22 protein-coding genes and 1 tRNA gene are annotated in these 18,337 nt (G+C 64.0%); 14 read left to right on the forward strand and 9 right to left on the reverse strand.

The genetic code is table 11. The annotated features are described in order from the left end of the window. Positions 1 to 42: 42 nt before the first annotated feature. On the reverse strand, positions 43 to 906 hold the full coding sequence (gene tesB / locus MTX23_RS01120) for an acyl-CoA thioesterase II (protein ID WP_280974817.1): 864 nt from the start codon (positions 904 to 906) through the stop codon (positions 43 to 45). Positions 907 to 1,125: 219 nt separating this feature from the next. On the opposite strand from tesB, the gene MTX23_RS01125 reads away from it, so the two are divergent. Further along, complete coding sequence (locus tag MTX23_RS01125; RefSeq protein ID WP_280974818.1) at positions 1,126 to 2,346, forward strand: ubiquinone biosynthesis hydroxylase; 1,221 nt, start codon at positions 1,126 to 1,128, stop codon at positions 2,344 to 2,346. Positions 2,347 to 2,486: 140 nt separating this feature from the next. Here MTX23_RS01125 and MTX23_RS01130 read toward each other — a convergent pair whose 3' ends face one another. The 3 genes from MTX23_RS01130 to MTX23_RS01140 are packed head-to-tail and all read right to left on the reverse strand — an operon-like array spanning position 2,487 to position 4,197. Further along, the gene (locus MTX23_RS01130; RefSeq protein ID WP_280974819.1) at positions 2,487 to 3,401 is read right to left on the reverse strand and encodes an alpha/beta fold hydrolase; all 915 of its coding nucleotides are present in this window, start codon (positions 3,399 to 3,401) and stop codon (positions 2,487 to 2,489) included. Between the two features lie 9 nt (positions 3,402 to 3,410). Further along, positions 3,411 to 3,608, reverse strand: coding sequence for a Trm112 family protein (locus MTX23_RS01135; protein WP_044539258.1), 198 nt, complete (start codon positions 3,606 to 3,608; stop codon positions 3,411 to 3,413). 46 nt (positions 3,609 to 3,654) lie between these two features. Beyond that, positions 3,655 to 4,197 (reverse strand): TetR/AcrR family transcriptional regulator, encoded by a 543-nt coding sequence (locus tag MTX23_RS01140; RefSeq protein ID WP_280974820.1) that lies wholly within the window; start codon positions 4,195 to 4,197, stop codon positions 3,655 to 3,657. Positions 4,198 to 4,306: 109 nt separating this feature from the next. Here MTX23_RS01140 and MTX23_RS01145 point away from each other — a divergent pair, with 109 nt between their 5' ends. The 9 genes from MTX23_RS01145 (at position 4,307) to MTX23_RS01185 (ending at position 10,858) form a co-directional block, all read left to right on the forward strand. After that, a complete protein-coding gene (locus MTX23_RS01145) occupies positions 4,307 to 4,657 on the forward strand; it encodes a hypothetical protein (protein WP_280974821.1) in 351 nt (116 codons plus the stop codon). 16 nt (positions 4,658 to 4,673) lie between these two features. Next, entirely contained in the window at positions 4,674 to 5,477 is an 804-nt protein-coding gene (locus MTX23_RS01150; RefSeq protein ID WP_280974822.1) for a crotonase/enoyl-CoA hydratase family protein, read from the forward strand. Then, positions 5,474 to 5,896 (forward strand): PaaI family thioesterase, encoded by a 423-nt coding sequence (locus MTX23_RS01155; protein WP_280974823.1) that lies wholly within the window; start codon positions 5,474 to 5,476, stop codon positions 5,894 to 5,896. The genes MTX23_RS01150 and MTX23_RS01155 overlap by 4 nt, the downstream gene beginning before the upstream one ends. Before the next feature lie 399 nt (positions 5,897 to 6,295). Continuing rightward, entirely contained in the window at positions 6,296 to 6,574 is a 279-nt protein-coding gene (locus MTX23_RS01160) for a PepSY domain-containing protein (protein WP_280974824.1), read from the forward strand. Between the two features lie 10 nt (positions 6,575 to 6,584). Next, a complete protein-coding gene (locus MTX23_RS01165; RefSeq protein WP_280974825.1) occupies positions 6,585 to 7,163 on the forward strand; it encodes a cytochrome b/b6 domain-containing protein in 579 nt (192 codons plus the stop codon). Positions 7,164 to 7,373: 210 nt separating this feature from the next. After that, positions 7,374 to 9,020 (forward strand): hypothetical protein, encoded by a 1,647-nt coding sequence (locus tag MTX23_RS01170; RefSeq protein WP_280974826.1) that lies wholly within the window; start codon positions 7,374 to 7,376, stop codon positions 9,018 to 9,020. 66 nt (positions 9,021 to 9,086) lie between these two features. Next, positions 9,087 to 9,557, forward strand: coding sequence for an FMN-binding protein (locus MTX23_RS01175; RefSeq protein WP_280974827.1), 471 nt, complete (start codon positions 9,087 to 9,089; stop codon positions 9,555 to 9,557). Beyond that, complete coding sequence (locus MTX23_RS01180) at positions 9,538 to 10,449, forward strand: FAD:protein FMN transferase (protein ID WP_280974828.1); 912 nt, start codon at positions 9,538 to 9,540, stop codon at positions 10,447 to 10,449. Before MTX23_RS01175 ends, MTX23_RS01180 begins: the two co-directional genes overlap by 20 nt. Continuing rightward, complete coding sequence (locus tag MTX23_RS01185) at positions 10,439 to 10,858, forward strand: hypothetical protein (protein ID WP_280974829.1); 420 nt, start codon at positions 10,439 to 10,441, stop codon at positions 10,856 to 10,858. The genes MTX23_RS01180 and MTX23_RS01185 overlap by 11 nt, the downstream gene beginning before the upstream one ends. A gap of 7 nt (positions 10,859 to 10,865) precedes the next feature. On the opposite strand, the gene MTX23_RS01190 is transcribed toward MTX23_RS01185, so the two are convergent. Together MTX23_RS01190 and trxA are read right to left on the reverse strand one after the other, a co-directional pair. Then, complete coding sequence (locus tag MTX23_RS01190) at positions 10,866 to 11,540, reverse strand: LON peptidase substrate-binding domain-containing protein (protein WP_280974830.1); 675 nt, start codon at positions 11,538 to 11,540, stop codon at positions 10,866 to 10,868. Between the two features lie 109 nt (positions 11,541 to 11,649). Next, complete coding sequence (trxA, locus tag MTX23_RS01195; protein ID WP_280974831.1) at positions 11,650 to 12,570, reverse strand: thioredoxin; 921 nt, start codon at positions 12,568 to 12,570, stop codon at positions 11,650 to 11,652. 214 nt (positions 12,571 to 12,784) lie between these two features. Here trxA and MTX23_RS01200 point away from each other — a divergent pair, with 214 nt between their 5' ends. Together MTX23_RS01200 and MTX23_RS01205 are read left to right on the forward strand one after the other, a co-directional pair. After that, positions 12,785 to 13,219, forward strand: coding sequence for an SRPBCC family protein (locus MTX23_RS01200; RefSeq protein WP_280974832.1), 435 nt, complete (start codon positions 12,785 to 12,787; stop codon positions 13,217 to 13,219). A gap of 183 nt (positions 13,220 to 13,402) precedes the next feature. Continuing rightward, positions 13,403 to 13,477, forward strand: a tRNA-Gly gene (locus tag MTX23_RS01205). Between the two features lie 60 nt (positions 13,478 to 13,537). On the opposite strand, the gene MTX23_RS01210 is transcribed toward MTX23_RS01205, so the two are convergent. Then, positions 13,538 to 13,891, reverse strand: coding sequence for a hypothetical protein (locus MTX23_RS01210; RefSeq protein ID WP_280974833.1), 354 nt, complete (start codon positions 13,889 to 13,891; stop codon positions 13,538 to 13,540). Between the two features lie 310 nt (positions 13,892 to 14,201). On the opposite strand from MTX23_RS01210, the gene MTX23_RS01215 reads away from it, so the two are divergent. Both MTX23_RS01215 and MTX23_RS01220 read left to right on the forward strand, forming a co-directional pair. Beyond that, on the forward strand, positions 14,202 to 15,479 hold the full coding sequence (locus MTX23_RS01215; protein ID WP_280974834.1) for a PQQ-dependent sugar dehydrogenase: 1,278 nt from the start codon (positions 14,202 to 14,204) through the stop codon (positions 15,477 to 15,479). A 201-nt stretch (positions 15,480 to 15,680) separates the two neighbouring features. After that, complete coding sequence (locus tag MTX23_RS01220) at positions 15,681 to 16,262, forward strand: c-type cytochrome (RefSeq protein ID WP_280974835.1); 582 nt, start codon at positions 15,681 to 15,683, stop codon at positions 16,260 to 16,262. 130 nt (positions 16,263 to 16,392) lie between these two features. Here MTX23_RS01220 and panE read toward each other — a convergent pair whose 3' ends face one another. Together panE and MTX23_RS01230 are read right to left on the reverse strand one after the other, a co-directional pair. Then, positions 16,393 to 17,313: a 2-dehydropantoate 2-reductase gene (gene panE / locus MTX23_RS01225; RefSeq protein ID WP_280974836.1), complete on the reverse strand. Its 921-nt coding sequence runs from the start codon at positions 17,311 to 17,313 to the stop codon at positions 16,393 to 16,395. A gap of 88 nt (positions 17,314 to 17,401) precedes the next feature. Further along, entirely contained in the window at positions 17,402 to 18,016 is a 615-nt protein-coding gene (locus tag MTX23_RS01230) for a 2-hydroxychromene-2-carboxylate isomerase (protein ID WP_280974837.1), read from the reverse strand. Positions 18,017 to 18,337: the final 321 nt, after the last annotated feature.

Here is an 18,337-nt window from a genome sequence, read left to right on the forward strand (position 1 = left end):
GATCCTCCGCGCAACTCTGCGTTTGCGCGGAGCGGTCGCGCGTTAGGCCTTGCGCTCGCGCACTGAGCCTTCCTGCGCGACCGAGGCCACCAGCGTGCCGTCGGGCTTGAAGATCAGGCCGCGCGTCAGACCGCGGCCTGATTGTGCGCTCGGTGAATCCTGCGCGTAGAGCAGCCATTCGTCGGCGCGGAACGGGCGGTGAAACCACATCGCGTGGTCGAGGCTCGCCGGCATCATGCGCTTGTCGAACAGCGTGCGGCCGTAGCGTGCCATCACAGCGTCGAGCAGCGAGAAGTCCGATGCATAGGCGAGTGCGCACATGTGCAGCGCCGGATCGTCGGGAAGCTTCGCCGCAGTGCGGATCCAGACATGGATGCGGCCGTCGTCGATTGTCTGGCCGAAGTAGCGGCCGAGCTCGACCGGACGCAGCTCGATCGGCCGGTCGGATTCATAGTAGCGGCGGATGAACTCCGGCATCTCCTTGAACATCGGCTGCTTCGACACTTCCTCCGCGGTGAGCTTCTCCGGCGGCGGCACGTCGGGCATCTTCTCCTGATGGTCGAACGCGCCCTGCTCATCGGCGTGGAACGACACCATGATCGAGAAGATCGCATTCCCGTGCTGGATCGCGGTGACGCGGCGGGTCGTGTAGCTCTTGCCGTCGCGCAGGCGCTCGACCTGGTAGATGATCGGGATCTGCGGATCGCCGGGCAGGATGAAATAGCAATGGATCGAGTGCGGCAGCCGGCCCTCGACGGTGCGGCACGCCGCAACCATCGCCTGTCCGATCACCTGGCCGCCGAACACGCGCTGCCAGCTTGTCTTCGGGCTGTTGCCGCGGAACAGGTTCACCTCGAGTTGCTCGAGATCGAGGATGGACAGCAAGTCGATCAGGCTCTTGGACATGGGGTGCTTTCGGTTGGTTAGCCGTCATTCCGGGGCGATGCGGCAGCATCGAACCCGGAATCTCGAGATTCTCAGGTACGCAATTGCGCACCTGAGGTCGCGCTTCGCGCGCCCCGGAATGACGCCCGTTACTATGGATCTTGTTTGGGCCCCTGTTTCGCCCAGCTATTATCAGGTAGCAAGCACAGTCTGAGAGCGGCAAACGCGTAGAGGAAGGGCATGCCGGGACAGCGAAGTATAGTCATCTGCGGGGGTGCGTTTGCCGGGCTGGCACTGGCGGTGGCGTTGCGCCAGGGGCTTGGGCCTGACGTGGCCGTCATCGTGGCCGATCCGGCGCTGGGCACGCGCCCAAGCCGCGATCCCCGCGCGACAGCGATCGTGGCCGCCTGCCGGCGGCTGTTCGAGACGCTCGGCGTCTGGGGCCAGGTCGCGCCGACCGCGCAGCCGATCACGGACATGGTGGTCACCGATTCCAAGCTGGAAGACGCCACCCGACCGGTATTCCTGACCTTCGCCGGCAACGTCGCGCCCGGCGAGCCGTTCGCGCATATGGTCGAGAACCGCCATCTGATCGATGCGCTGGCCGCGCGCGCCGAGGCCGAGGGCGTCGAGCTGCGCGCCACCGCGGTGTCGACCTACGACGCTCGCACCGACGGCATCAGCGTGACGCTGGCCGACGGTGCTGTGATCGATGCGAGCCTCCTTGTCGCCGCCGACGGCGCGCGCTCGAAGCTGCGCGAGCGCGCCGGCATCGCCACCCATGGCTGGGAGTACGATCAATCCGGCATCGTCGTCACGGTCGGGCATGAGCGCGAGCATCAGGGCCGCGCCGAGGAGCATTTCCTGCCCGCGGGTCCGTTCGCGATCCTGCCGCTGACCGGCAATCGCTCCTCGCTGGTGTGGACCGAGACGCGCAAGGATGCCGCGCGCATCGTCGCGCTGAGTGAGGAGGAATTCCACGCCGAGCTCGAGCAGCGCTTCGGGCTGCGTCTCGGCGAGCTCAAGGCGCTCGACAAGCCGCGCGCATTTCCGCTCGGCTATTTTGTCGCGCGCTCCTTCATCGCCGAGCGGCTGGCGCTGATCGGCGACGCCGCCCATGTGATCCATCCGATCGCGGGGCAGGGGCTCAATATGGGGCTGAGGGATGTCGCGGCGCTGGCCGAAGTCGTCGTCGACGCGGCACGGCTCGGCATCGATCTCGGCCAGGCCGATGTGCTCGAGCGCTATCAGCGCTGGCGGCGCTTCGACACGATGGCAATGGGGGTCGCCACCAACTCGCTGAACTTCCTGTTCTCCAATGAATCGACGCTGCTGCGCGCCGTGCGCGACATCGGATTGGGCTTGGTCGACCGCGCGCCGCCGCTGAAGGAGATGTTCATCCGCCAGGCGGCGGGGCTGTCGGGCGAAGTGCCGCGGCTGTTGAAGGGCGAGGCGCTGTAAAGCTTGTAGCCCGGATGCAGCGAAGCGAAATCCGGGGAAGCATCTCCGGGGAGGGGCTGTCCCGGATTGCGCTTCGCTCCATCCGGGCTACGAACCTGCGACGACAATCGACTTAGTCCTGCTCCATCCGGGCTACGAGATTATTCGTGTGAGATGAACGCGGCCACAGCATCGATCATGGCGGGATCGAGCGCTCGGTCGGGCTGGTTGTAGCTCGCCACATCGTCCGCCTCGTCGGTGACGTCGACCAGCACATGGTTCATGTCCGGCAGCCACAATGATTTGGCCGCGATGTCGGCGGCGGTGAGCGCGAGAAGGTCGAGCCGCGCCAATTGATGGTCGCGGCCGCCTGCGACGATCAGCGTCGGGCCGGTGACCTTCTTCATCGGTTCGATTGGATCTTCATTGAAGGCGGAGGCCATGCCAGGCTGCATCGACGGCGCGATCGCAAGCCCCGCCGGCGGCGGGTCGACGATCTGTCCGGCCATGATGTCGTCGATCGCCTTGCCGAGCGGCGCGTATTTGTCCGCCGGCAGCTGCTTTTCGAGCTGCGCCTTCAGGAGGTCGCCCTGCTTGCGCGCCGCGGTCGCCAGCAACACCAGCCGGTCGATCGGCGCGCGCTGCACGGCAAGCAGCGCGACGAGGCCGCCTTCGCTGTGCCCGACCACCGCGATCCGCGCGAACCTGCCGCTTGCGCGCAGATATTCGATCAGCGACACGGCATCGTCGACGAAGTCCTTGAAGCGAAAATTCTCCGGGCGGCCGAACTCCTTCTTCCAGCCGCCGGCGCCGCGCTTGTCGTAGCGCAGCGTCGCGATGCCGCGCGCGACCAGTTGCTCGGAGAGCTTCTTCAGCGTTGCCGGCTTGAGCTGCGGCCCGTTGCCGTCATGGTCGGTCGAGCCGGAGCCGGCGATCAGGAGCGCGACCGGCGGCTTCGGGACGCCTGGCGGGACCGTCAGCACTGCGTCGATCGGGCCGACGCGGATCTTGCTCTCGTCGGCTGCTGCGCTCGCCAGCGAAGCGAGCAACAGCAGCAATGTGACGACCGCCCGCATACTGTGCTGCTAGTCGATCTTCCTGGCCTCTTCCGGCAACATGATCGGGATGCCGTCGCGGATCGGATAGGCGAGCTTGGCGGAACGCGAGATCAGTTCCTGCTTCGCCGCGTCGAACTCCAGCGGCCCCTTGGTGATCGGGCACACCAGGATCTCCAGCAGTTTCGGGTCGGCGGTGCTTTCGAGATGGTCGGGCGTGGAATTCATTGCTGTCTCCGGCTCGTTTCTGTCTAGCACACTCGATTGCTCGATGTCATGACGGCGGTCGGGTCGCCATCCTTAGCAGCTCCTCGAGCACGGCCTGCTGCTTGTCCTGCGGCAGGGTTTGGTCGGACAGCGCGAAACCGAGAAACGTCCAGTAAAGAATCTGGGCGCGGGCGCGGGCGACGGCGTCGGGCAGGCCGACCTTCTTCAGCAGGTTTTCGATGTAGTCGAGCCGGCGGCGGTCGATCGCCTGGACCGCGGCACGCGCCGCGCCATCATGCGCGGCCCAGCTGCGCACCGCCCGCTCCAGCGCGAGCTTGCTGAGGAAGGTCAGCCGCAGCAGCACCGCCACGGGGTCCTCGCCCTTGGCTGCCTCGATGCCGGCGATGATCTGCTCGGCGGCGACCTCGCGCCAGCGCTTGAGCACCGCGGCGTGGAACGCGCCGATGTCGGCGAAGTGCCAGTAGAAGCTGCCGCGCGACACGCCCATCGCCTTGGCCAACGGATCGGCCTTCAGCGCCGTGAAGCCGCTCTTTGCCAGGGTCTTCAGACCCAGGTCGAGCCAATCCTGCGCCGAGAGTTGATCGGCCATGGTTCCTCTTATCGTGCCGGTTATCGTGCCGGCCGGTCACCATACATAAGTGTATTGACAGGCGCCAGCGCCGGGATCATAACCATACAGTACTGTATGGAGCGATCAGATGCGTGATTATCTGCTGCAGGGCGCCGGCGTCATCGCGATCATCATCAGCCTGATCCATGGCGTGCTCGGCGAACTCAGAATCTTTGCGCGCGCCACCGTCGAGCCGCCGCGGCTGCGCCTGCTGCTCCGCCTGGTGTGGCAGGCCGGCACGGTCGCCTGGATCGGCGGCGGCGTGCTCCTCGTCGTGGCGCCTGCGATGGCCAGCGACGCCGCGCGGCACTGGATCGTCGCCACGCTGGCCGTGGTGTTCGGCTGCGCCGCGCTGGCCAACGCGATCGCCACCCGCGGTCGCCACTTCGGATGGATTGGCATGAGCGTCGTGGTGGCGCTCGCGATCGCCGGCTATTAGCGCCAGAGAGGCCATCATGGATGATCGTGTCCACCTCAGCATCGCCAACGGCATTGCCGACGTTCGCCTCAATCGCCCCGACAAGCTGAACGCGCTCGATCCGGCGATGTTTAGCGCGATCGCGGCCGCCGGCGCACGGCTCAAGGACGACCGCAGCGTTCGCGCCGTGGTGCTGTCGGGCGAGGGCAAGGCGTTCTGTGCCGGGCTCGACATGGAACGGCTGGTCGCCACCGCCGAAGGTGAATCGATCCTGCCTTTCGCCGATCTCGGCCAGCGCACGCACGGCATCGCCAACTGGGCGCAGCATCTGGTGTGGCTGTGGCGGGAGCTGCCGGTGCCCGTCATCGCGGCGGTCCACGGCATCGCGTTCGGCGGCGGCTTCCAGCTCACGCTCGGCGCCGACATCAGGTACCTCGCGCCCGATACGCGCCTCGCCATCGTCGAGGCCAAATGGGGATTGGTGCCCGACATGGCCGGCACACAGCTCATGCGGCATCTCGCCAGCGAAGATGTCGTCCGCGAATTGACCTACACGGCCCGCATCTTCTCCGCGCAGGAAGCGCTTGCCTACGGCCTCGCCACGCGGATCATGGACGATCCGCGCGAAGCGGCGCTCGCCACCGCACGGATGATCGCAGACCGCAGTCCGGATGCGATCCGTGCCGCCAAGCGGCTGCTCAACCTCGCGGTCGGCTGCGATGCGGCGACGGGACTTGCGGCCGAGACCGCCGCTCAGGCAACGCTGCTCGGCCAAGCCAACCACGTCGAGGCAGTGCGCGCCAATCTCGAAGATCGCACTCCGCAATGGAGCTTTGCATGACCACCAGTCCGGGATTCGATCTGCAGCGTCTCATCGCGACCAATGCGTCGGCCGCCTTCAACCGCCTGATCGGCCTCGAGGTCGCCGCATCTGGTGACGGCGAGGTCGAGCTGCGAATGCCGTGGCGCGACGAGTTCACCCAATATGCCGGCAATTTGCATGCTGGAATGATCGCAGCCCTGCTCGACACCGCCTGCGGCTTCGCGGCGGCGACCGTCGTGGGTGCGGTGACCGCATCGCACTTTTCGATGAACTGCCTGAGACCGGCCGCAGGCCGCTGCTTCGTCGCGAAGGGCCGCACGGTGCGGGCCGGGCGGAAGCAGGTGTTCGCGCGGGCGGAGCTGTTTGCCGAAAACGACCAGGGCGAGATGTCGCTGGTCGCGACCGGCGAGACCGTGCTCGTTCCGCTCGGCGGGTGAGACGATCTTCGCGCTGTGCCGGCGACGCCCGGCGCGCACAACCGATGGAGAACCGGACATGACTCTCATTCTCGTCGCCGGAGGCACCGGCGGGTGCTCGCGCGCTCGCCGCGGCCAGGGATGGAAGTTGAATGAGTGATCGGCGATCTCGCCACCGGGAAGGGCGTGCAGGCGCGGCGTCCCGACCGCAGGCCGCAGCGGCGGATCGTGCCTCGTGAGACGTAAGGCCGCAGCGAGCCGCCAAGTTCTGGTTTGTGCACGGAGACTGCAGCGGTTTTCGCGGCCGTTAGAATTTCTCTAAGGCATTCAACGCGCCGCGCGGCATTGACTTCGCCATCGCCTCCGCGTCCTTCGGTTCGCGCGCCTTGCGCGCGTCATCGAAACCGGGAGGAGATATTCGTGAGGGTCATTCGGAGTGCTGCGCTGGCAATGTCTGTATTGGGGCTGATGGGATCGACGGCGCTTGCCGACGGCTACAAGAACTGCACCAAGCTCGACAAGGCGTCGTGGAAGCCGGCGAGCGAAGCCGAAGCCAGGGCCAAGGCGGCCGGCTACGAGGTGCGCCGCTCCAAGATCGAAGGCTCCTGCTACGAAGTGTACGGCGTCAAGGACGGCAAGCTGTTCGAGCTGTTCTACAGCCCCGAGGATCTCACCCTGAAACACACCATCGCGAAGTGACCTGAGGCCGATGGCAGAGGCGGCGCCCGGACCGCGCGATGCATCCACACAGCGCATCGCGTCGCGGACGGTGCAGGTCTGGGACCTGCCGCTGCGGCTCTGGCACTGGACCCTCGCGGCCGCCGTCTTGGTCGCGTGGTTCACGCCGAACAGCCATGATCGGCTGCACCGGCTGGCCGGCTACAGCGTGATTGGTTTGCTGGCCTTTCGATTGATCTGGGGCTTTGCCGGCACGCGGTATTCGCAGTTCAAGATGCTGGGCGCGAGGCTGCGCGCCGCGCCGCGCTATCTCTGGAATCTGCGCCACGGCGTCACCGGACGCTATATCGGGCTCAATCCTGCCGGCACCGTGATGCTGGTGGCCCTGCTGGTGCTGCTCGCGATTTCGGCGATCACGGGAGCGATGCAGGTCACCGTGACTTTCTTCGGCGTCTGGTGGGTCGAGGACACCCATGCCTACGCCTCGGATGCGGTCATCATCCTGGTCGTGTTGCACGTCTTGGGTGTGGTCGTGATGGGCATTCTTCAGCGCCAGAATCTGGTGCAAGCGATGATTACAGGACGGAAGCTGATCCGCAGCCGCTGGTAAGCGACTTCGCCGCTTTCGTCGAGTATCCGCGGAAATCCACGAACTCTGTCGGGCCTCGACTAGTTTGTTCTTATTCTAATTCCAAAGTGGAGAAATTCTAACCGCCGTCTGGCTCTCAGACTGCCAGAAACGTACCGAAATGCTTCTCTGTGGTGTTAGGTGCGCCCAATTGTCGCGGACTTTTGTTTCCGCAGATTAAGAGGGGGGCGCATGCTGTCGCAACGTTACACGGACTTGGAAATATCGAAATTCGGGCTGGGCTTTAGCTCGAGGCGTGCCGCGCTGCTTGCGGCGACCGCGCTGTCAATCTTCAGCAGCAGCAGCGCCTTCGCGGCAGACGAGCGCGCGAACGAGGCACTGCTGAAAAAACTCGACAAGATGGAGCGGCGCATCGAGGCGCTGGAAGCCGAGTTAAAGCAGAAGGACAGCCACCAGCAGGCCGACGCCGGCACCAAGTCCTCATCGCGGCCGGCCTCGATCCGGAGCGCCAACGCGACGGCGTCATCCGCCGATGCGAAGGAGGCGACGGACGCAAAGCAGGAAGCGAAGGGAGCCAAGGGCAAGCCCGAAGCCCAATCCGCAGAGACGCCGGCCAGGCCGATGCTGAATCTCCCGCCGCTGCCGGCGGCGGGAGACAAGCCTATCCTCGGGCTGGCGGACTCACCTGTGCCTGGCCTCAGCATAGGCGCGTATGGCGAAGTCAAGTTCGGTGCCGTGCAAAACCCTGCCGCCAACGGCCAGTGGCAGAACGGCTTCGATGCGCAACGCTTCGTCCTGTTGCCTACTTACGCGATCACGCCGAACATCATCTTCAATGCAGAGATCGAGTTCGAACATGCCGGTTCGGGCTTTGACAACGACGACAAGCTGCACGGCACCGCCGAGATCGAGCAGCTCTGGGTTGATTTCAAGATCCTCGATCAGTTCAACTGGCGCGCGCCCGGTATCGATCTCGTGCCGATCGGCTACATCAATCAGCATCACGAGCCGACGCAATTCTACAGCGTGAACCGGCCCGAATTGTACAACGGCCTCATTCCATCGACCTGGAAGGTGCCGTCCAGCAGCGTCTACGGGACCATCAGCGAAGATCTGAAGTACCAGGTCATGGTTAGCACCAGCAACGAGGACTTCGGCGACTCGTTTGATAACCGCACCGAGGCCAAGACCGTGCCGCTTCCCGGAACGCCCTACGCCGCAGGAATCGATGGCCTGAACGGGCTTGGGTTCTCCAGGCCTCCGCTCGGCGACTTCCAGCAACTCAACAATGCCGTGGCCGTATCCGGGCGGCTCGACGTCACGCCGACCTTCCTGCCCGGCTTCGCCGGAAGCGTAAGCGCGTACTACTCGCCGAACACGACGCCGCGTGGCGCGCACGACGATTTCGGCAATTTCCTTGGCCACTCGAGCCTGACGATGTTCGACGCCGAATTCCGCTATCGCGTACCCGACACCGGCCTGGAGCTGCGCGGCGAATATGTCCGCGCAGAATTCGGCCATCCGGAGAATTTGCGCGCCAACAACGATTCTGATCCCACCAACAACGTCGGCAAGACGATGTACGGCTACTCCGGCGAAGTCGCGTATCACGTGCCGCTCGGCACCATCATGAACAGCGAGTGGGAGGCGGTGCCGTTCTATCGCTATACCTACCAGAATTTGCAGACCGGCGGCTTTGCCGGCACCGATGCCAATCTGCCGACCGGCGCCGGTCAGCGACAGTTCCACATCGCCGGATTTGCGCTCTTCCCATCGCCGAAGATTGCGCTGAAGGCGACCTATCAGCACGTCATCGACAAGAGCATCACCGGCGCGATGTCGGATTCGTTCCTCGGCGGTGTCGGCTTCTTCTTCTGAGATCAGTGCGGCGCTCGCAACGCGCGCGCCGCCGCAAGACAACAAACGATGGGAGTCGCGTGAAAGATGACGTGGGTTCGATATACGCTGCCGGCGGCAGCGCTCGTGTCGGTTGCTTCGCCTGCCTATGCGGTTCAGTATCTGTCGATCGAGGAGGCGCAGAAGCAGGCGTTTCCGTCGGCGACGCACTTCACCGAAGTCCAGGCGGGACGCGTCTGGAAGGCCGAAGCCGGCGGCAAGGTCGCGGGCTTCTTCGTCTTCGACCGGGTCATCGGCAAGCACCTGTTCATCGACTATGCGGTGGCGCTGACCCCGGGCGGCGCAGTGCATAAGGTCGAAATCCTGCAGTACCGGGAATCCTATGGCGGTGAGATCAGAAGTCCGAGCTGGCTGGCGCAATTCGTCGGCAAGACCAGCGGCAGCGCATTGAAGATCAACGGCGACATCAGGAATATCTCCGGCGCGACGTTGTCATCGACGCATGTCACCGAGGGCGTGAAGAGGATCCTGACCGCCTATGCCAATCGCCTTCGATAGTATTCGCCGCGCGCGACCGCTGCTGGGCACCTTCGTTGAGATCGAGGTCGCAGCTGCTGCCGAACCCGAGACGGCTGCCGCCATCGACGCCGCCTTCGATGCGGTCGCCGAGGTTCATCGGCTGATGAGCTTTCACGAGCACGACAGCGACGTCAGCCGGCTCAATCGGGACGCCGGCATTCGCCCGACGCGGGTCCATGCCTGGACGTTCCAGGTGCTGGAGGCGGCGGTCGAGATGCATCGACGCTCCAAGGGCGTTTTCGATGTCACCATCGCGCCGGAGTTGCAGGCCATGGGTCTGCTGCCCGGATTGGATGGCGATCCGATCATCATGCCGGAACGACGCGTCATCGATCCGATCGAGCTTTCGCCCGAACAGACCGTGCGCCTTCGATCACCGGCGATCGCGATCGATCTCGGTGGGATCGCCAAGGGCTTTGCAGTCGATCGCGCAATCGAGGTGTTGCGCGGCTTCGATATTCCGGGCGGGCTGGTCAATGCCGGTGGCGATCTTCGGGTGTTTGGACAAGGGTCGCACACGGTCCACCTGCGCGACCCCGGCGACCCGCTCCGCTTGCTCGCCTGTATCGAGTTGACCGATGAGGCGCTGGCGTCGACGGCGCGTCGATTTGATCTGGTCGATGGAGCAGCTCCGGGCGTATCGGCGATCATCGATCCCTTTACCGGCAAGCCGACGGGTGCCGTTACCGGCGCTACGGTCCGAGCACCGTCATGCATGATCGCCGATGCGCTCACGAAGGTCGTCATGATCTCCTGGACCGGCGCCGGCGACCTGCTCGCGCATTACGGAGCGAGTGCCTTGTTGATCTCGGTCGATGGCGAGGTGCAGATCACGTCCGACTGGCCTCAGGCGGTGCACCTTGCGGCTTAAGCGTCCATTTCGCTATTCCATTTACGCGGCGTTCGTCGTGCTGCTGCTGACGGGGGCTGGCTGGCTCGTAGCGGATTGGCAAAAAAACATCGCCAGCGACGAGATCTGGCAGCAGGCCGCGGCCACGATGCTGATGGTGCATGGCGGCGTCGCCATGCTGGCGTTGTTGCTGGTGGGCGCGCTGATTCCCGTGCATTTGTTGCGCGCATGGCGGAGCCGGAAAAATCGCATTTCCGGATCGATCATGGCGGCGTTCAACGCCGTCCTGATCGTGACCGCCTTTGGCTTGTATTATCTTGGATCGGAGGAGGTGCGGCCCTGGATCAGCTGGATCCACCTCACCGCGGGATTTGCGCTCTCCCTGATGCTTCCGCTCCACATCTGGCTTGGTCGACGGGAGTTGTGGTGAGAGGGCCTCACTGCACCGGCGGGTCGCCGCTGGTGCGCTTCTTGGCTAGATCCATCTCGGTGACCGCGATCAGGATCTCGGCGCGGGTCTTCAGGTCGGGCGCCTCGAGCATTGCTTGTTTCTCGGCGGCACCGTAGGGCGACATCATCGCCAGCGCATTGACCAGCGCCTCGTTGGGCGCGGCCTCGATGCCTTCCCAGTCGACCTTGAGATTGTTGGCCTTCAGGAAATCGGCGAGCACCTTGAGCAGCGCCTTGCGGTCGACCGCCTCCTCGCCCTTGCGCGCGGTGAAGTCGCCGGTGAAGGAAAAGAAGTCGACTTTGCACTGCCGGTAGGACGTCTGCACGGTCAGTTCCTCGACCACCTTGAAGCGCGCGACGCCGGTCAGTTCGAGGATGTAGCGGCCGTCGCCGGATTCGGCGAGCTGGGTGATGCGACCGACGCAGCCGATGCGGAACAGCACGGGATTGGCCTCGTTCGGCGAATGCGTCACGTCGGGCTGGATCATCCCGATCAGGCGGTGCCCGTCGCGCAGCGCGTCATCGACCATTGCGAGATAGCGCGGCTCGAAGATGTTGAGCGGCATCTGGCCGCGCGGCAGCAACAGCGCGCCGGGCAACGGGAATACCGGGATCACTTCGGGAAGCTCGGCGGGCCCGCGGTATTCGGCGTTGATCGGCATCTGCAGTCCCGCTGTTACAGGCGCGGCTCAGGCAAGATCCAGAATAGTGTATAGCGGCTTTCCGACAAGATCATGCCCAAACAAGAACCCCAAGCGCGCTTACCGCGCTTTAGGAGAACAGGATGGTCGACAACCGCTTGCGCCCCTCGACGGTTGCCTCGTCGGCGCCGCCCCACGCCTCGAAGAACTGCACGAGCTGCTTGCGCGCGCCGTCGTCGTTCCAATTGCGGTCACGCTTGACGATGGCCAGCAGTTGCTCGGTCGCCTCAGCGCGCTTGCCCATCGCGTTCAGCGCGGTCGCGAGATCGAACCGGGCCTGATGATCGAGCGGGTTTGCGGCGACTTTCTGTTCAAGCTCGGCGATCGGGCCGACCGACTGCGCCTGCTCGGCGAGATCGATTGCGGCCTGCACCGCCTTCACGGCGGCGTCATTGCGCTTGGATTCCGGAACCATCGCGAGCGTCTGCTTGGCCTGCTCGATGGCACCGGTCGTGACATAGCACTTGGCGAGGCCGGCCAGCGCGGCAATGTTGGTGGCGTCGTGCGCCAGTACCTCGGCGTAGATTTGCGCGGCCGCGGCGGCGTCACCGTCGGCGAGCACGGCCTCGGCCTCCTTCACGATTTCCGCAAGATCGGGCTCGCCCGCGGCGGGGACGCCCTTGGTGATCTTCTCGATGAACGCGTTGACCTGGCTCTCCGGCACCGCGCCCATGAAGCCGTCGGCCGGCTGGCCGTTGACAAAGGCGATCACGGCCGGGATCGACTGGATGCCCATCTGGCCCGGGATCGCCGGATGCTCGTCGATGTTCATCTTGACCAGCTTGACCCGGCCCCTGGCATTGCGGACCGCTTTTTCCAGCATCGGCGTGAGCTGACGGCACGGACCGCACCACGGCGCCCAGAAGTCGATCAGGACCGGCTGACGGCGCGATTCCTCGATGACGTCCTTGACGAAGGTCTGGGTCGTCGTTTCCTTGATCAGATCGGGCGCTGCCTGGGGCGTTGAGCCGCCCTGCTCCATTATCGTCACGTTGTCCTCGCCTGGTCTTGAATGAGGTCAGAAAATCCGGGGGCGTTCTAGCACGCTCCGCGCGGCTGGTTCAGCCGTTCTGTCTGGCTAAATGGCGGTCAGACGACAAATTTCAATCGCTTGCCGCCTGTCTCCGTTCCGTCGGAGATCGGGTGGGTTTTCGCCGGGCCGCGGTCGAAGATCGCGCTGTCGAGGTACCCCGGGGAAATGCGCCATGGCCAAGGCCTATTACAGCACCGTGTTCGAGCAGCCGGCTGGCGAGGTCTGGAAAATCATCCGAGATTTCAACAACTACCCGGTCTGGGTCCATGGCGAGGGGACGAGCGAGATCGAGGAGGGCAGGTCCGGCGACACCATCGGAGCGGTGCGCAACGTAGTCTACCGGGAGCGGCGGATCCGGCAGCGGCTGCTGGCGCAGTCCGATATCGACTGCTTTCAGACCTACGAGTTCGCCGGTCCGCCGACCCTGCCGATGACCGACTTCACGGCCACCTTGCGGGTGACCCCGGTGGTCGACGGCAACCGCGCCTTCGTTGAATGGTGGGCGATTTTCGATTGCGAGCCCGCCCGCCGCGCTGAACTGACACGGACCTTGGCGGGCTGGTTCGAGACCTGGCTCGAATCGCTCCGCGATGCGATGGCGGTCTGAGGCCGGTTCCTGGCCCAAACGCAAAGAAATCGTGATGCCGGCCGGTTTCGGGCCGATTCGAGCTCAATTTTTAAGGAAACCGAGCAATTTCGTCGCGTCTTGACCGCGCTCTTGTGTTGCATTCGCCCAAAGCATTTGGCATAGGTCTGCCGTTGCCGGCGAGCAATCGCCGTCATCTCGGATGCGGGTGTAGCTCAGTGGTAGAGCACGACCTTGCCAAGGTCGGGGTCGAGGGTTCGAGCCCCTTCGCCCGCTCCAGAGTTTCTCGCTGACCGAGCTGACAGTCTGATGAAGGCCCGCCCTCCGAAGCGGGCTTTTTTATTTCCAGGCAGGCGCTTCGATCTCTGGCTCCGGGTCGAGATGCTTTGGCTGCCGGCCAAGATCGAGGTGCGCCTTCGTGCCGCTCAGGCCCTGATCGAGCCCGTAGCCCCTGGCCCATTTGCCGAGTTCAGTCGCGATCGTGTCGCTGGAGACGACCGCAAGGTCTTGCGGTCCGCCACCTCCCCTTGCGAAGGCGCGCTGCGCCCGACCGGACAGCCTTCGATCGCGGCACCGATGCAGCTCGATCCTGCCGGGGCGGCGAAGGGCCAGAGCATGCAGCGCGATCAGAATCAGATCGTCGCCGCGCCCCAGCGGCCAGCGACATCTTCGCTTTGCGACGACGTGGACCATGTCGCTCGCGGCCGCCTCACACGCGCAAACAGATGCTCCGTATTTGCGCGCCCTGCGACACAACCGTTCGCTTCGTCTGAATATTGCGTCGCAGCGCGCCTGCCTCTTTCGCAAGCACATCACGCCCGAAAATTTCGCCTCAAACTTGTTTTTGACTGCAGCGCACCCAGATGCATCCGCTTCTCAGCGTCGTCGGATGTGCTACCATTTTGTCGTCTGACCTACCTTACAGACCGCCACAATCATCTCTCAGGGCGTTCAAAATCAATAACGGGGCAAGCTGCAACGGCTTGCATAGGGGAGTGACGCGATGAAATCAGCTTTCAATCGATCCATACTTGCGTTCGCGGCGATTGCGCTGCTGGCGGGGACAACCTTCGCCAGTGCGCAGCAACAGACGGACAAGAATCGTCCGTTGAAGAAATACGAATCCGGCAACAAGGAATTCTGGACGCATCCGCCGGATGACTGGTTCCTCGGCGACGAGACCGAAGCGCAGAAGGGCCTTGCCCCGCCGTCCGGCCCGCCGACCGGCTCCTCCGACGCCGAGCTCGCGGCGACGATCAAGAAGATCAAGCTGCCGCCGGGCTTCAAGATCGAGGTCTATGCGTCGAACGTGCTCGCCGCGCGCCAGATGGCGTGGGGCGACAAGGGAACGCTGTTCGTCGGCTCGTTCGGCCTTGGCAACGTCTATGCGATCAAGGACAACAACGGCAAGAAAGAGGTCAAGACGATCCTCAAGGGCCTCAACATGCCCACCGGCCTCACTTTCAAGGATGGCGCGCTCTACGTCATCGCGGTCGATAAGCTGATCAAGTACGACAACGCCGAGGCCAATCTCGACAATCTCGGCCAAGGCAAGGTGGTGTATGACGACATGCCGTCCTATGCGGCGCATGGCTGGAAATACATCTCCGTCGACAAGGACGGCTGGTTCTACATTCCGTTCGGCCCGCCCTTTAACATCGGCATTCCGCCGACCAGCGTGTCGCAGATCCGCCGCGTCGATCCGAAGACCGGCAACGCGGAGATCTGGGCGCTCGGCGTGCGCAACTCGGTCGGCGGCGACGTCGATCCGCGCACCGGCAAATACTGGTTCACCGAAAATGCGCGCGACTGGATCAGCGATGACCTGCCGAGCGACAAGCTCAACATGATCGGCAGGATGGGCGAGCATTTCGGTTATCCCTATTGCCATCAGGGCGACCTGCCGGATTCGAAGTTCGCGATGGGTCACAAGTGCTCGGAGTTCACCCCGCCGGTGCTCAAACTCGGCGCTCACGTCGCTCCGCTCGGCATGAAGTTCTATACCGGCAGCCAATTCCCGGCCGAGTACAAGAACAACATCCTGATCGCCGAGCACGGCTCCTGGAATCGGCACAAGTATCAGGGCGGCCGCATCGTGCGCGTGATCGTCGGGCCTGACGGCAAGAACGCCAAGCAGGAGGTGTTCGCCTCCGGCTGGATCGAGGGCGACCAGGGCTATCTCGGTCGTCCCGCCGACATCCTGCTCGACAAGGACGGCTCGATCCTCGTTGCCGACGACTGGGCCGGTGCGATCTATCGCATCAGCTACAGCAAGAAGTAACGGCTGAATGGCACGAGGCTGCGGCGGCCAAGAGGCGGCCGCAGCCTCTCTTGCGATCGGCCGGCAACGGAACAGACTCGTCATGCCCGGACTTGATCCGGGCATCCATCCCAACAAGAACCCTTCTGCAACCAGATGGATTGCCGGGCGTCCCGATCAGGTCGAGGACAGGGCCGGCATTGACACCCGGAGAAACTGGCAATGCGTGTCGTGTCCCTTGGAGTGGTGTTCGCATCGGCAATCGCGATGACCTCGCTTGCCCACGCCGCCGATATCGCCGCCGGCAAGGAGAAGGCCGAGCTGTGCGTCGGCTGTCACGGCGAGAACGGTATCTCGCAGACGGAGAACATTCCCTCGCTCGCGGGCCAGCTCGATCAGTTCATCCAGTGGCAGCTGGTGTTCTTCCGCGCCGGCGCGCGCAAGAACGAGCAGATGCAGCCGATCGTCGAGCAGCTCAACAACGAGGACATCCGCAATCTCGGCGCCTATTTCGCTTCGCTGACGCCGTTCAAGGGCGGCAAGGACGACAATCCGGAATTGTCGGAGAAGGGCAAGCAGGCCGCCGCCGGCCGCCGCTGCGCGTCATGCCACACCGACACCTTTGCCGGCACCAAGGCCGTCGCACGCATCGCCGGCCAGCGCGAGGAATATCTCGTCAAGGCGTTGCACGACTACAAGTCAGGTCTGCGCTCGGGCGGCGCCCAGGCCGCGATGGCCGACGTGGCATATCCCTTGAGCGATGAGGAGATCACGGCGCTGGCGCATTATCTGGCGCATCTGTGAGATGGGCGAATAGCGAATAGGGAGTCGCGAATAGACGCGTAGCCCGGATGAAGCGCAGCGAAATCCGGGAATCGTCGTATCGCAGATCAACTGGACCCGGATTCCGCTGCGCTGCATCCGGGCTACAGAGCTAACCGCCTCGCTGCTTCTCGTATGCCTTCAGATGCGTGTACGCCGTGCGCAGCTTGGGCACCGGAATCTTGGCCGCATCCGCGCGCACGATCAGGTCGCCGATCACGTGATCGGCCTCGACCGGAAGCCCGGCCTGGATGTCACGGAACATGGACGCGGTCATCGGCGAGCCTTCGGTCGTAAGCAGTCCGCGGGTGCGCTGGAAGAACGGGCCGCCCGGCATATGGCCGGCGTCGGCGGCGATCGCGCTGCATTCGTCGAGGATGCCGATCAGGAAGTCCTTGCCGCCGGGCGCGGCCAGGATGTTGCCGACCGAGGTCCGCATCAGGCTGGTGGAAGCGGCGAGCGAGGCCAGGAATACCCACTTTTCCCACATGTCCTGCATGATGTGATCGCTGGCGGCCGCGCCGTTGATGACAGAGAAGGTCTCCGCAATCGCGCGCACCCGGTCCGACATCCCGCCGGCGCGCTCGCCGAAATTCAGCGACTGCATCGGCTGAAGCTGCACCACCTCGCGCGCCTCGTTCAGTGTCGCCGCGATCGCGCAGAGTCCGCCGAGCGTGTGGGATGCGCCGAATGTCTTGTCGAGCGCGTCGAGATGCAGCATGCCGTTGAGCAGCGGAATGATCGCGGTCTTGTCGCCGACGGCGGGCGCGAAGGACTTGATCGCATCGTCGAGATCGAACGCCTTGCAGCTCAACAGCACGACGTCGAACTTCTCGGAGAGCTTGTCGGCCTGCAGGGTCGGCGGGTTCTTCAGCGTGACGTCACCATTCGGGCTTTTGATCACGAGACCGGCCGATGCCAGCTCGGACGCGCGCTTGCGGCGCACCAGGAAGGTGACATCGCGGCCGGCCTCAAGCATCCGGCCGCCGAAATATCCGCCGATCGCACCGGCACCGACCACGAGAACGCGCATGGGATTTAGTCCTTCTTTGTTGCTTGAGGAGAGCTGGCGAATAGTAGGGAGTAGCGAATAGCAATATGTGCGTGCCATCAGCCATTCGCTACTCCCGATTCGCTCCCTTGACCATTTCCTCGACTTCGCGCAGCTGCTCCTTGCCGAAGAAGATCTCGTTGCCGACGAAGAAGGTCGGCGAGCCGAATGCGCCGCGCTCCACGGCGGACTGGGTGTTCGCGATCAGCTTGGCCTTCACGTCCGCCTCCTGCGCGCGCGCAAACAGCCTTGCGGCGTCGAGGCCGGACGAGGCTATGGCTTTGCCGGCGACATCAGGGTCGTCCATCTTCTTCGGTTCGACCCACATGTGGTGGAAGGCGGCCTCGACATATTTCTCGAACACGCCTTCGAGCTGTGCGGCGACCGCCGCGCGCATCAGATTCAGCGTGTTGACCGGGAAGAACGGGTTCCAGGTATAGGGTTTGACGTTGAAGCGCTTGAGGAAGCGCTCGGTCTCGATCTTCTGGAACTCGGGCTTGTTCTTGACACCGGCCAGCGTCTCGGCCGGCGACCTGTTGTTGGTGGCCTTGAAGATGCCGCCGAGCAGGATCGGCACATATTCGAATTTGACACCGGTGCGCTTCTCGATCGCCGGGATCGCCTCATGGCTGAGGAAGGCGTTGGGGCTGCCGAAATCGAACAGGAATTGCGGGTTCTGGCTCACGGCAGTTTCTCCTCGGCTCGCTTAGCATGGCCTGCTGTCGCAGGCGCCATCAGTAGAATATGATAGTCATCATGTGAGTCGCGGCGCGTGATGTCAAATCAGACGCCTGATCGTCTGCCTGCGCCATACCGGCCCGTAATAGGCCATCTGCAGCACACACATGGTTGCAAACGTGACAGGATGGGCGATCCAGACGCCGATCATCTGGCCGAGATGATGGTGCCGAACAACAACTGCAGCACATTGCTGAGCAGCATCGGCGCAAGGAAGAACAGAACGGCCTTGCGCAGGGATGGAGGGCGGGCACATCGATTTCCCGAA

This window comes from Bradyrhizobium sp. ISRA436, from assembly GCF_029910015.1.
In the GTDB taxonomy this organism is placed as follows: domain Bacteria; phylum Pseudomonadota; class Alphaproteobacteria; order Rhizobiales; family Xanthobacteraceae; genus Bradyrhizobium.

What these genes read in the sequence shown, in the direction of transcription:
- panE (WP_280974836.1), bottom strand. Translation starts at nt 17,313, where the DNA reads ATGCGCGTTCTCGTGGTCGGTGCCGGTGCGATCGGCGGATATTTCGGC.
- MTX23_RS01215 (WP_280974834.1), top strand. Translation starts at nt 14,202, where the DNA reads ATGAAATCAGCTTTCAATCGATCCATACTTGCGTTCGCGGCGATTGCG.
- MTX23_RS01220 (WP_280974835.1), top strand. Translation starts at nt 15,681, where the DNA reads ATGCGTGTCGTGTCCCTTGGAGTGGTGTTCGCATCGGCAATCGCGATG.
- MTX23_RS01170 (WP_280974826.1), top strand. Translation starts at nt 7,374, where the DNA reads ATGCTGTCGCAACGTTACACGGACTTGGAAATATCGAAATTCGGGCTG.
- MTX23_RS01175 (WP_280974827.1), top strand. Translation starts at nt 9,087, where the DNA reads ATGACGTGGGTTCGATATACGCTGCCGGCGGCAGCGCTCGTGTCGGTT.
- MTX23_RS01190 (WP_280974830.1), bottom strand. Translation starts at nt 11,540, where the DNA reads ATGCCGATCAACGCCGAATACCGCGGGCCCGCCGAGCTTCCCGAAGTG.
- MTX23_RS01130 (WP_280974819.1), bottom strand. Translation starts at nt 3,401, where the DNA reads ATGCGGGCGGTCGTCACATTGCTGCTGTTGCTCGCTTCGCTGGCGAGC.
- MTX23_RS01125 (WP_280974818.1), top strand. Translation starts at nt 1,126, where the DNA reads ATGCCGGGACAGCGAAGTATAGTCATCTGCGGGGGTGCGTTTGCCGGG.
- tesB (WP_280974817.1), bottom strand. Translation starts at nt 906, where the DNA reads ATGTCCAAGAGCCTGATCGACTTGCTGTCCATCCTCGATCTCGAGCAA.
- MTX23_RS01180 (WP_280974828.1), top strand. Translation starts at nt 9,538, where the DNA reads ATGCCAATCGCCTTCGATAGTATTCGCCGCGCGCGACCGCTGCTGGGC.
- MTX23_RS01140 (WP_280974820.1), bottom strand. Translation starts at nt 4,197, where the DNA reads ATGGCCGATCAACTCTCGGCGCAGGATTGGCTCGACCTGGGTCTGAAG.
- MTX23_RS01135 (WP_044539258.1), bottom strand. Translation starts at nt 3,608, where the DNA reads ATGAATTCCACGCCCGACCATCTCGAAAGCACCGCCGACCCGAAACTG.
- MTX23_RS01200 (WP_280974832.1), top strand. Translation starts at nt 12,785, where the DNA reads ATGGCCAAGGCCTATTACAGCACCGTGTTCGAGCAGCCGGCTGGCGAG.
- MTX23_RS01145 (WP_280974821.1), top strand. Translation starts at nt 4,307, where the DNA reads ATGCGTGATTATCTGCTGCAGGGCGCCGGCGTCATCGCGATCATCATC.
- MTX23_RS01150 (WP_280974822.1), top strand. Translation starts at nt 4,674, where the DNA reads ATGGATGATCGTGTCCACCTCAGCATCGCCAACGGCATTGCCGACGTT.
- MTX23_RS01155 (WP_280974823.1), top strand. Translation starts at nt 5,474, where the DNA reads ATGACCACCAGTCCGGGATTCGATCTGCAGCGTCTCATCGCGACCAAT.
- MTX23_RS01210 (WP_280974833.1), bottom strand. Translation starts at nt 13,891, where the DNA reads ATGGTCCACGTCGTCGCAAAGCGAAGATGTCGCTGGCCGCTGGGGCGC.
- MTX23_RS01165 (WP_280974825.1), top strand. Translation starts at nt 6,585, where the DNA reads ATGGCAGAGGCGGCGCCCGGACCGCGCGATGCATCCACACAGCGCATC.